7 protein-coding genes, 11 tRNA genes, 1 rRNA gene, 1 pseudogene and 1 CRISPR repeat array are annotated in these 11,510 nt (G+C 32.9%); of the genes and pseudogenes, 19 read left to right on the forward strand and 1 reads right to left on the reverse strand.

The features are described from left to right. The first annotated feature begins 22 nt into the window (after positions 1 to 22). From rrf to cas2, 19 genes are all read left to right on the forward strand, one after another. Positions 23 to 139, forward strand: a 5S ribosomal RNA gene (gene rrf / locus MRZ08_RS06760). 193 nt (positions 140 to 332) lie between these two features. Further along, positions 333 to 407 (forward strand) — tRNA-Asn (locus MRZ08_RS06765). A gap of 9 nt (positions 408 to 416) precedes the next feature. After that, positions 417 to 493, forward strand: a tRNA-Met gene (locus MRZ08_RS06770). A 3-nt stretch (positions 494 to 496) separates the two neighbouring features. Next, a tRNA-Met gene (locus tag MRZ08_RS06775) sits at positions 497 to 573 on the forward strand. Positions 574 to 609: 36 nt separating this feature from the next. After that, positions 610 to 684 (forward strand) — tRNA-Glu (locus MRZ08_RS06780). A 75-nt stretch (positions 685 to 759) separates the two neighbouring features. Beyond that, positions 760 to 834, forward strand: a tRNA-Glu gene (locus MRZ08_RS06785). 169 nt (positions 835 to 1,003) lie between these two features. Then, positions 1,004 to 1,079, forward strand: a tRNA-Val gene (locus tag MRZ08_RS06790). 111 nt (positions 1,080 to 1,190) lie between these two features. Further along, positions 1,191 to 1,267 (forward strand) — tRNA-Asp (locus tag MRZ08_RS06795). A gap of 243 nt (positions 1,268 to 1,510) precedes the next feature. After that, positions 1,511 to 1,586 (forward strand) — tRNA-Thr (locus tag MRZ08_RS06800). A 13-nt stretch (positions 1,587 to 1,599) separates the two neighbouring features. After that, positions 1,600 to 1,674 (forward strand) — tRNA-Gly (locus tag MRZ08_RS06805). Between the two features lie 94 nt (positions 1,675 to 1,768). Then, positions 1,769 to 1,842 (forward strand) — tRNA-Gly (locus MRZ08_RS06810). Position 1,843: 1 nt separating this feature from the next. Next, a tRNA-Arg gene (locus tag MRZ08_RS06815) sits at positions 1,844 to 1,920 on the forward strand. A 130-nt stretch (positions 1,921 to 2,050) separates the two neighbouring features. Beyond that, positions 2,051 to 4,498, forward strand: coding sequence for a CRISPR-associated helicase Cas3' (gene cas3, locus MRZ08_RS06820; RefSeq protein ID WP_297380921.1), 2,448 nt, complete (start codon positions 2,051 to 2,053; stop codon positions 4,496 to 4,498). Between the two features lie 212 nt (positions 4,499 to 4,710). Next, on the forward strand, positions 4,711 to 5,439 hold the full coding sequence (cas5c, locus tag MRZ08_RS06825) for a type I-C CRISPR-associated protein Cas5c (protein ID WP_297380924.1): 729 nt from the start codon (positions 4,711 to 4,713) through the stop codon (positions 5,437 to 5,439). Further along, positions 5,436 to 7,397, forward strand: coding sequence for a type I-C CRISPR-associated protein Cas8c/Csd1 (gene cas8c, locus MRZ08_RS06830; protein WP_297380927.1), 1,962 nt, complete (start codon positions 5,436 to 5,438; stop codon positions 7,395 to 7,397). The genes cas5c and cas8c overlap by 4 nt, the downstream gene beginning before the upstream one ends. Beyond that, on the forward strand, positions 7,387 to 8,259 hold the full coding sequence (gene cas7c, locus MRZ08_RS06835) for a type I-C CRISPR-associated protein Cas7/Csd2 (RefSeq protein WP_297380930.1): 873 nt from the start codon (positions 7,387 to 7,389) through the stop codon (positions 8,257 to 8,259). The genes cas8c and cas7c overlap by 11 nt, the downstream gene beginning before the upstream one ends. Next, positions 8,260 to 8,907, forward strand: a complete 648-nt coding sequence (gene cas4 / locus MRZ08_RS06840; protein ID WP_297380933.1) for a CRISPR-associated protein Cas4 — start codon at positions 8,260 to 8,262, stop codon at positions 8,905 to 8,907. A 1-nt stretch (position 8,908) separates the two neighbouring features. Further along, positions 8,909 to 9,940 (forward strand): type I-C CRISPR-associated endonuclease Cas1c, encoded by a 1,032-nt coding sequence (gene cas1c, locus MRZ08_RS06845; protein ID WP_297380935.1) that lies wholly within the window; start codon positions 8,909 to 8,911, stop codon positions 9,938 to 9,940. 5 nt (positions 9,941 to 9,945) lie between these two features. Continuing rightward, entirely contained in the window at positions 9,946 to 10,239 is a 294-nt protein-coding gene (gene cas2, locus MRZ08_RS06850) for a CRISPR-associated endonuclease Cas2 (protein WP_297380938.1), read from the forward strand. Positions 10,240 to 10,361: 122 nt separating this feature from the next. Beyond that, positions 10,362 to 10,928: a CRISPR direct-repeat array (repeat unit 32 nt; unit sequence GTCACCTCCTATACGGAGGTGTGGATTGAAAT). Between the two features lie 35 nt (positions 10,929 to 10,963). Here the strand turns inward: cas2 and MRZ08_RS06855 are convergent. After that, positions 10,964 to 11,470 (reverse strand): annotated as a pseudogene (locus MRZ08_RS06855) (transposase). Positions 11,471 to 11,510: the final 40 nt, after the last annotated feature.

Consider the following 11,510-nt stretch of genomic DNA (forward strand, 5'->3'; position numbering starts at 1 on the left):
GCTATTTAGAAGGTTCAAAAAGTATAGTGGCGATAGCGCTAGGGATACACCTGTTCCCATACCGAACACAGAAGTTAAGCCTAACAACGCCGATGGTACTCGGAGGGCAACCTCCCGGGAGACTAGGAAGCCGCTAAACAAAAAGGCAGTTTAATCTTTCGAGCGAGTTAATTTGAATACACATTTAAAACAACTCCCGAGAGACTGTCAAAATGCCTAAATGGCATTTTGACCCTGAAACAAAGCTGCGTAAGCAGCGAATGAGTTTGTGAAACAAACGGGTTTTAGTGGAAGCCGCTAAATAAAATAATTAAAACGCTTATGCGTTTTGCGCTTAGGTAGCTCAATGGTGGAGCACCCGGCTGTTAACCGGTAGGTTGTGGGTTCGAGTCCCACCCTGAGCGCCATTATATTATCGCGGGATGGAGCAGTTTGGTAGCTCGTCGGGCTCATAACCCGAAGGTCGTAGGTTCAAATCCTACTCCCGCAACCATGTGGCGAAGTAGCTCAGCTGGCTAGAGCATTCGGTTCATACCCGGAGTGTCAACGGTTCAAGTCCGTTCTTCGCTACCAAATAAAGGATTAGGCTTTCGCCTAATCCGAGCTTTTGGCTCCATGGTCAAGTGGTTAAGACACAGCCCTCTCAAGGCTGTATCATGGGTTCAAATCCCATTGGAGTCACCAAACATTTGACCATAAGACTTTTATAGGCTTTCTATTAAGGCCCTATGGTCAAAAATTGTATAAGCTTATTATTAAGGCCCTATGGTCAAGCGGTTAAGACACCACCCTTTCACGGTGGTATCCCGAGTTCGAATCTCGGTAGGGTCACCATAATTAACCTAGTTAGGTTATATAAAGAACATCTTCGTTTCAGAGGATACCACCCTGATCACGGCGGTAAGTTCTTTGGACTCACTAACGTTCGTCTCAAAGATTTCAAATCTAAAGATTTGAAACAGCACAGCTGACTGAGTTACGAATCACGGTAGGGTCGCAATTTGGAAGTATAGCTCAGTTGGGAGAGCATCTGCCTTACAAGCAGGGGGTCACAGGTTCGAGCCCTGTTACTTCCACCATTAGATAATTTATATATAAATTATCATTTTAGGAAAATCTTCGTTTGAAGTGATGTCGTATTTGACACCACTCCGTGGAGGCTCCTCTATACGCCGGAGAGGCGTGTCTATGGCCTGGTAGTTCAGCTGGTTAGAATGCCGCCCTGTCACGGCGGAGGTCGTGAGTTCGAATCTCATCCAGGTCGCCAAAATTAATTAAGACCGAAGAGAATATATGTAATAGATCGCCGTAACGGCGGAGAGTTCTTTGGACTCACTGTCGTTCGTCTCAAAGATTTCAAATCTTGCGATTTGAAACAGCACGGCTGACTGAGTTACGAATCTCATCCAGGTCGCCAAAATTAAAGCTAAAAGAATATTTATAACCGCATTTATATCTTTGTATTCTTTTAGCTGATAAATTATTATCTATCATAGTTGATGGTAGGTTCGCTGATGTAGCTCAATTGGTAGAGCAATTGATTTGTAATCAATAGGTTGTAGGTTCAAGTCCTATCATCAGCTCCATAATTTTTCATATGCGGATGTGGCTCAGTGGTAGAGCATCGCCTTGCCAAGGCGAGGGTCGCGAGTTCGAATCTCGTCATCCGCTCCATAATTAACTTACGAGACTCGTAAGTTTTTATTTTTATTAGTATAAATTTATTGAAAATATTTGATTTAGCAATATAATACTTAAGTATCCTTTTGCGGGTGTAGCTCAGTGGTAGAGCCCCAGCCTTCCAAGCTGGTTGCGAGGGTTCGATTCCCTTCACCCGCTCCATGCGTCATTAGCTCAGCTGGATAGAGCGTCTGGCTACGGACCAGAAGGCCTGGGGTTCGAATCCTCAATGACGCGCCAAGATTTTAGCATCCTTATAAAGGGTGCTTTTTTTATATTTATTTTTAAGAGATGTATAAATTATTATATTAATATGATAAAATATATTAAAATAGTAATTAGATATAAATTTATCATTATTGGAGGCGGTATGTTAATAGCTCACAAGGATGAGAACGGGAGAGCTCAAAGCTTACTCGACCATCTAAAAAATGTAGGTGATGCAAATTTTAAATCAGGAAAAAAAATAAATACTGAGTATACAGCTCTTTTAGTGGGTCTCTTACATGATCTTGGGAAAGCGGATCCTCTATTTCAAGATATGATAATAAATAATAAAAACACTAAAGTAAATCATTCATCAGCTGGTGCAAAGTACATATACAATACTTTTAAGAAGTTAACGCTTAAGAATGATGTGTTTAAAAATCAAATATATTTATCTTATACTGAAATAATAATGTATGTAATAGAGGCTCATCATGGTGTATTTGATATTAGCATCTACAATAAAGAAGTAATTAATAATATATATAAAAGAATTGAATATGATTCTATTAATCAAAAATATAATTATTCTATAGTTGAAAATTTTGCAAAGAATATAGATGAGTATTGCAGTAAGGAATATGGACTTTCCATTGAAGAAATTTATATCAATGGTTTTAAAGAGTACAAGGAGATTATAGAAAAGTTAGAATTAACTAATTCAAAATATCCTGATATAGATTTCTATTATTATAATTATTGTATAGTCAGACTTATCTTATCCATACTAAAAAATGAAGATGTTTATGATACCATAAATGCTTATGAAACAATTATTGATAAAAAAACCAATAATGAAAGTCAAGAAATTATAGAATATTTTTACCAGCAAATAGAAGATGAGTATGATTCTTATCCTCCACCAACTAGTAATATAAATAAGCTAAGGGCAAGAATAGTAGATGAAATCCGTGCTAGGTACGATACAGATAGTAATGGAATATATAAATTAGATTTACCTACAGGGGCAGGTAAAACCAAGCTATCTTTGTTATACTCTCTTCACCAAATGAAAAATAACAATAAAAATAAGATGATTTATATAGCACCTTTTTTATCAATTCTTGAGCAAAATGCACATGAATATAAAAAAACTTTAGCAAATGATAAGTATATATTAGAACACCATTCAAACCTAGTTGATAATACTTCTTTTGATACTGAAAATAATGATGATGATAATAAAGCTGCTATGAAAGAATATATAAAAGAATCCTGGGAGCAAATAGTAATCCTATCTACTATGGTACAATTTTCTAATACCTTGTTTAAATCAAGATCATCAAACCTCAGAAGATTTTATAATTTAAGTAATAGTGTGATCATATTAGATGAAATCCAATCTTTACCAGATGAAATGACCCATATCTTTAACCTGATGCTCAATTTTATAAGTAAGGTGATGAATTCTGTAATTATCCTATGCTCAGCTACCCAACCTAGTTTAGACCATGATTCTATTAATCATAAAATTATATATGGTGGATCTAATAATGAAGATAATAATTTGATACAACTAGATGATAGACAAAAACAAATCTTTGACCGAGTAGAGGTAAGTTTACTAAATGATGGCAAAGAATCAAAGCTAGCTGACATATATAAGTCTGTATTAAATGATAACCAAAAATCAACCCTTATAATTTTAAATACTAAAAAATCTGTAATGAACTTGTACGAAATGTTTGAAGAAGATATGGATGACACAAGCAACTTATACTATTTAACAACCAATATGTGCCCAAAACACAGGCTTGATATCATAAATGAGATAAAAGAAAAATTGAATAAAGACATAGCTGTAATAGTTATAAGTACATCCTTAATAGAAGCAGGAGTGAATTTAGATTTTAGAAGGTTATATAGGTCATATGCAGGATTTGACTCTATTATCCAAGCTATGGGAAGGTGTAATAGAGAAGGTAACTATGATAGGGGAGAAGCCTATCTAGTAAATCTAGATAAGGATGATGAAAGGCTAGGTAATTTAAAATCAATTGAAAATAAGAAACATGTAACAAAAAAAGTATTAGACAATCACGATGGTAATTTTGATATAGAAGAATTAAATAAAAGATATTATTATAAACTATTTTCTAACCTAGATGATCTAGATAAAAAGGTTGACGGTAATAAAACCTTACTAGATTTACTCTCTTTAAATAAAGAAATCAGACAAAGTGGGGATTTAGAAGGGATAAATGCCCAAGCTTTAAAAGAAGCCTCTGATCAGTTTAGCCTAATCGAAGATAATAGTGAGTCTGTAATTGTTTACTATGGCGAAAGCTTTGCTTTGATAGAAGAGCTTATAGCAGCGATAGAAGAATTTAGAGGATATGATGGTAACAAGGAAAAGATTAATGAAATCAAAATCTTATTAAACAAACTCCAACCCTACACTATAAGTATCTATAATTCCAATGATTTTGAAGATAAGCTAGTAAAGGTAGATGGACTAGATATATTTGGAATAAAAATATTAAACGAATCAAATTATGATAAGAAAGTTGGATTAACTGAAGAATCTAAGCTAGAAAGTTTTATGCTTTGATATACCAAATAGAAAAGAAGTTATTCTTTTCTATTGAAGGTATACATAATTAGTACATTTTTTCAATCCGCTAGTAAAAATACTAGATATTCATATTATACTTTTTATTAATCTATAGTCACTTGACACTTACAATAAGTTAGTGTATTATAAACATATAATAAGATGATAACATAATTAGTACATTGAATAAAAAACTATAAGGAGGTAAAATGGATCATTCAAAATCTTTCTATGCGAAGATTTATGGGGACTATGCGCTATTCAGCTCCCCATCTTCCAAAAGTTCAGGTGATAAAGCAAGCTATCAAGTTCCCACAAAAGAAGCTTTACGTGGGATTGTTGACCAAATTTATTTTAAGCCAACTTTCAAGAATGTAATTGAAGAAGTGAAAGTTATTAATGAAATAAAAACAGAAGCTATGGGAGCTAGAACTCTAATGATGGGCGGATCTAATGATTTGAACTCTTACACTTACTTGAAAGACGTATCTTATCTTATCAAGTTCCACTTTGAGTGGAACCTAGATAGGGAAGATCTGGATCATGATAGAAATATAAAAAAACACGAAGCTATTATGGAGAGATCTTTAAAAAAAGGTGGTAGAAGGGATATCTTTCTAGGTACCAGGGAGTGCTACGCATTTGCTCAGAAAATAGATAAAGAAGAATACGAAAACACCAAGAGTTTATATGATGGTCAAAGCCTATCTTTTGGTATCATGTTTCAAGAATTTATCTACCCTACTGAGCCAGGTGGGGAGTTGGTATCGTGTTTTACTGAAACTAGCATGGTTGATGGGAAAATCACCTTTAAAGATAGCAAAGATTGTGAGATAAAAAATACCCTAGATACCTATAGTTTTAAATACCCAAATGAAATAAAATCAGTTGATAAGGAATATGAAGAATATGAAAATTTTAAGGACGGTGGTCTATGAATGCCCTAGAAGCTCTTCTTAACTCCTATAACTATGCTTTAGATATGGGGCTGGTAGATAATAATGACTATCCTATATTATTACCTATCTACCATAGTAAATTAAAATCCAATGGAACAAATATTATAAAAGTTGAGATAAGAAAAGATTCAAGTTTATATCAGGTTTCCTACTTAGACCAATATAAAAGTAAAGCTGATGAAGAAAATAAAATCAGTGATGTAATAATCTTTCCGGTAACAAAAGACTCAGCATCAAGATCAGGTAGGAAGGCCCCATCCCACGCCCTAGTGGATAAGGTTAAGTATATCTTTGATGAAGATGGAAACTTACTTAACGACTATAAGGAAAATTTATTAGCCTGGATAAATTTTGAAAAAGATCAAGATATTAAAACATTCCTTAAGGTTATTTTTGATTTTCTAGATAAAAAAGATGCTTTAAAAAGTATAGCTAGTAATTTAGTAAGTGATTTTAAAAATCTAAGTGGCTATGATATAGAATTTGAAGATAAAAAGACAAATATATCAGATACTTTTTTGGAGTTTGAGATAAGTTCTTTTTTAGATGATAAAGATGTAAGCGTAAGCTCTTATAAAGATTTGCATAAATCTTTTATAAATTTTACAAATTTTATAGATAGACCAAATGGTATATGTAATATTTCTGGGAAAGAAGAATATATTACTCAAAAACACAGGGGACTATTAGGCAACGCAAAACTAATAAGTGTAAGTAATAATAAAGAAGCCTATGTAGGTAGGCTTAATAAAGATACCTCTAGCTTAAATGTAGGTAGAGAAACTTCTGAAAAAATCCACCTCATGCTTGCTTACCTTATAGAAAATAATAAGTCCCACATAAGGATAGCTGAAAAACAGTACTTAATAACATGGTTTTCTGAAGATATTAAAAACTCTCAAAACATAGATATAACTTTTAAAAAATCAAGTGGAAAAAATTTGGATTTTCTTAACCAACTTGCTAGTACTAGCATCAAAACAAGTCCTGCCAATATAAATACTGAAAATATAAGCCAGTCTTTTAAGCTAGGAAAAGCAAATTATAGTGATGATTCTAACTTTTATTGTATGATAATTGATTCATTTAACCCTGGTAGGGTAGTTATAAAATACTTTAACCAATTAAAAGTATCAGAGCTACAAGCTAACCTGAAAAAATGGGAAAACAGATACCATTGGGAAAGATACAATGAAAGTATTGAAGATTTTAATCCATTTACTCCATCATTTTATAGTATCTTTATAAATGCTTATGGCATAGAGAGAACTTTAAAAAATGGCAGAAGTTTAGACTATGATAATAAAAAGTTTATGAATAACCAATATATTTCTTTAGTAACTAGCCTACTTAATGGAAGCTCTTTACCTAAAAATATAGAAAATAAATTTAAACAAAATATTAGAAAAAGAAGCAGCTATAAAGAACTTAGGGTTTGGAATAATTTGTTATTTGTAGCAAGAGCAGTACTTAAAAACTCAAATGAGGAGAATTTTACAAGAATGATTGATAAAGATAATAATGATAGGTCTTATCTTCTTGGAAGATTACTTAGTGTCTATCACAATATTGAACTAAGCACATATACAAGCAAAGATTTAAATGCAGGAAATGAAGAAAACTATCCACAAAGACTTACAAATGCTGAGAAGTTTTGGAGTAACTATCTAGATAGACCAGCGACAACAATTACTATATTAGAAAAAAAGACCAATACTTATTTAAATAAGCTAAAGACAACAGATTATAGGATGTATAAGGGATTAGACACTATAAAATCACAATTACTTACAAAAATAAGTGAAAATTATAAGCTAGATGATAAAAGCTTTAATATGCCTTTAGATTATAAATTTTTATTTGGATATACCGCTCAAAACAGCTCTATATATGGACTAAGAAATCAAGTAAATAAGGAGATAGAAAATGCTAAATAATAAAGTTGATTTTTTAATGACTATTGAAGTGAAAAATGCCAATCCAAACGGAGATCCTCTTACCTCAAATATGCCGAGAATAGACTCCCTAGGCTATGGAATCATATCTGATGTTTGTATCAAAAGAAAAATTAGAAATAGGATGCAAGACCAATTTAAGGAAAATGATTTGGGAGAAGGTTATGATATCTTTGTAAAAGCAAATGATAGGATAGATGACGATTTTAGATCCTTAGAAAAAAGATATAAGGCATATTTCGATAAAGAAAAAGATAATGAAGTAATAGAAAAATCTATGAATGAAAAATGGATAGATGTAAGATCTTTTGGACAAGTGGTAACATTTAACAAAAAATCAATAGGTATCAGAGGCCCAGTATCAATATCTATTTCAAAATCCCTAGACCCAGTTATTACAGAAACTATGCAAATAGTAAGAAGTACCAATGGTCAAGATGCAGGGGAGAAGAGATCATCTGATACTATGGGTAGTAAAAACTTTATAGACTATGGAGTTTATCTAGTCCAAGGAAGTGTAAACTCATTTTACTCAGAAAGAACTGGCTTTGATGAAAAAGACCTAGAAATTTTAAAAGAAGCTTTAAGAACTTTATTTATCAATGATGTATCAAGTGCTAGGCCAGATGGAAGTATGGAAATAAAAGAGATTTACTGGTTTACCCACAGCAATAAGCTAGGCAATGTATCAAGTGCTAAGATTAAACAGCTAGTAAACTATGATCAAATTGACATAAACAATACCAATCCTTCCTATGAAGACTATAACTTTAGACTAGATGATGAAAAGCTAAAAGAATATAAAGATAAGGGACTAACACTCGAAATTATTGAAGGCATATAAATGTCTGCTCCAGATGATTACCTAATGTTAAGCGGCATCCAACACTTTTATTTTTGTAAAAGACAGTGGGCTCTAATCCATATCGAACAAGTATGGTCTGACAACTCCTTTACAGCTGAAGGTAATAAGCTCCATGAAATAACTGATGACCCTTATTTAAAAGAAAAGAGAAAAAATATTATTATCTCAAGAGCCATACCAGTTAGCTCAAAAGACCTAGGTTTATCAGGCATCCTAGATACTGTAGAATTTATAAAAAGTGATAAGGGCATAGCAATTGCCAATAAAAAAGGCTTGTGGATGCCCAATGTAGTTGAATATAAGAGGGGAAAAGCCAAAAAAGATAATAGGGATGTAGTACAGGTAGCTGCCCAAGTAATGTGTTTAGAAGAAAAATATAATATTCAGATAGAAAGTGCAGATTTATTTTATTTTTCTACCAAGAAAAGAGAGACCATAGCCATAACCAATCAGTTAAAAGATGAAGTCAGATCCATAGCAGCTCAAATGCATATTATGTATGAAAATAAACTTACTCCAGATGCAGAGTACTTTAAAAATTGTACTATGTGCTCCCTATATGATTTATGCATGCCCAGACTTACAAAAAAGAAAAAATCAGTACAAAATTATTTGCTAGGTGAATAATATGAAGAAATTACAAAATATCCTATACCTAACCTTAGATGATGCCTATCTATCAAAAGATGGGAAAAATGTAGTAATTATTAAGGATTCTAAAGTTCTAAAAAGATTTCCTATCCATATATTAGATGGAATTATGTGTTTTAATTACACAGGAGTAAGTCCAGCCTTGATGAAATTTGCTATGGAAAATAATTTGCTTATTTCATTCTTTACACCAGAAGGTAGGTTTTGTGGTAGGGTAATAGGTAAGACAAATGGCAACGTACTACTAAGAAGACGTCAATACCAGCTAGCTGATAGCGATGATAGCTTAGAGTTTGTGCAAAATATCATCTATGCAAAAATATTTAATTCTAGAAAAGTATTAAAAAGAGCAATCAGAGATCACAAAGAGAAAATAGACTCAGAAAAACTTTTATCAACCATAGATTTTATAGACCTTGCCCTAAAAAATATACGGAAGGCAGACAACAAAGATAGCCTTAGAGCTATTGAAGGAAATGTAGCCAGCAGATACTTTGCTTGCTTTGATGAAATGATAGTATCCCAAAGAGATGAATTTTATTTTATAGATAGGAATAGAAGACCACCAGAAGATAATACAAATGCCCTTCTATCTTTTATGTATTCACTTTTAACATATGAGATGCAATCAGCCCTAGAAGGAGTAGGCATAGATAGCTATGTTGGATTTTTCCATGTAGATAGACCAGGAAGAAGCTCCATGGCCCTAGATATGATAGAAGAACTAAGAGCTTATATGTGCGATAGACTTGCCCTAACTATGATAAATAGAAATATTATCACTGCTAAAGATTTTGAGAAAAAAGAAACAGGAGCAGTATTGTTGAATGATAAGGGCAGGGCAAAAGTGCTAGAAAATTGGCAAAAAAGAAAGCAAGATGAGATAAACCATCCCTTTATAAATGAAAAAATAAAGATAGGGCTTATTCCTCATGTCCAAGCTATGCTTTTAAATAGGTATATAAGAGGAGATTTGGAAGCTTATCCACCGTTTTTGATGAAAGGATAATAATTATGATGGTATTAATTACCTATGATGTAAATACAAAGTCACAATCGGGTATAAAGAGATTAAGGAAAGTAGCTAAGCAATGTGTCAACTATGGTCAGAGAGTTCAAAACTCCGTTTTTGAATGTTCCCTTACCCCAGCTCAATTAGTAAATCTAAAGACCAAATTACTAGAAATAATTGATCAAGACCATGATAGTATAAGGTTTTACAATTTAGGGAAAAATTGGCAAAATAGGGTAGAAACCATAGGAAAAGATGACAGCTACGATCCCGATAAAGACCTGCTTATAATCTAGACGACCCCAATCACCCATAAAACACCGGAGCACTCGCGCTATATATGAGCATAATATGATGAATTTTATGAGTTTTCGTATTTTTTCTAATAAAATTCAAGCAAAAACCCCTAAAAAATGCGGTCACCTCCTATACGGAGGTGTGGATTGAAATCTATCTTTAAATCTATAACTTGTAAGCTTTCTGAAGTCACCTCCTATACGGAGGTGTGGATTGAAATGGTAAGGTCATTTATACCAATCCTACCAATCTCTAGTCACCTCCTATACGGAGGTGTGGATTGAAATAAAAATCAATGAAAAATACACAAATCCAAAACCTAGTCACCTCCTATACGGAGGTGTGGATTGAAATAAATAATCTTTTATTGTTATATCCATTATAACACGTCACCTCCTATACGGAGGTGTGGATTGAAATTGTAAAGCAAGAGGACTTAGAAAAATTGAAATAAGTCACCTCCTATACGGAGGTGTGGATTGAAATTCCTGTATCTATCCCTTTACTTGCAAGCTCCATTAGTCACCTCCTATACGGAGGTGTGGATTGAAATTTCTGCTTGTTGCCCTTTAAATTCGTCTTTTAGAGTCACCTCCTATACGGAGGTGTGGATTGAAATAGGATAAAATCAACCAGCCAAGGAGTTATCCTTTTTTGTCACCTCCTATATGGAGGTGTGGATTGAAATGTTTTGTTGAAGAAGAAATTGAAGATCCTATAAGGTCACCTCCCAATTACATTTACGAATGTTTCTTTTATTGATTTTACTAGACCTTTGTGAGTATCCGATATTAGCATTTTAAGTACAGATAGTCCTCTAGATTTTAAATATTAAAGGAAATTTGACCATGAATATTAACTTTAGCTAGAACTTAAGTATAATCCTATTATTTCTCTATTTCCTTTCTCATTTATTCCTATTGCAATATGGTAGGCCTTTGATACCACTCTATTGTTAACCCTTTATTTTATGTATACTACATCTACAATTATGTAGGGGTATTTTATCGTACCTAGGTCACTATTTCTCCATAGTTTTACTTCTTCGTCAAGCTCTTTAGTTAAGTATGATACAAAGGATTTAGAATATGTTTTTCTGCACATATTTTCTATCACCTTGGATACTTTTCTTGTTGATACTCCTTGAATATACATTTCTAGCATGGTTGGAATTAGTGCTTTTTCATTTATTTGATATCTTTCAAAAGACTTGTGCCCTGAATTTACCATCTCTTGTTCTAGGCACTCTTAAGGTTAATGTTCCTATTTT

The sequence above is a fragment of the Anaerococcus sp. genome (assembly GCF_022770135.1).
GTDB lineage: Bacteria > Bacillota > Clostridia > Tissierellales > Peptoniphilaceae > Anaerococcus.

Bases quoted from the DNA above. Each gene is read 5' to 3' on its own strand.
- cas8c (WP_297380927.1), top strand. From the start codon at position 5,436: ATGAATGCCCTAGAAGCTCTTCTTAACTCCTATAACTATGCTTTAGAT.
- cas3 (WP_297380921.1), top strand. From the start codon at position 2,051: ATGTTAATAGCTCACAAGGATGAGAACGGGAGAGCTCAAAGCTTACTC.
- cas7c (WP_297380930.1), top strand. From the start codon at position 7,387: ATGCTAAATAATAAAGTTGATTTTTTAATGACTATTGAAGTGAAAAAT.
- cas2 (WP_297380938.1), top strand. From the start codon at position 9,946: ATGATGGTATTAATTACCTATGATGTAAATACAAAGTCACAATCGGGT.
- cas5c (WP_297380924.1), top strand. From the start codon at position 4,711: ATGGATCATTCAAAATCTTTCTATGCGAAGATTTATGGGGACTATGCG.
- cas1c (WP_297380935.1), top strand. From the start codon at position 8,909: ATGAAGAAATTACAAAATATCCTATACCTAACCTTAGATGATGCCTAT.
- cas4 (WP_297380933.1), top strand. From the start codon at position 8,260: ATGTCTGCTCCAGATGATTACCTAATGTTAAGCGGCATCCAACACTTT.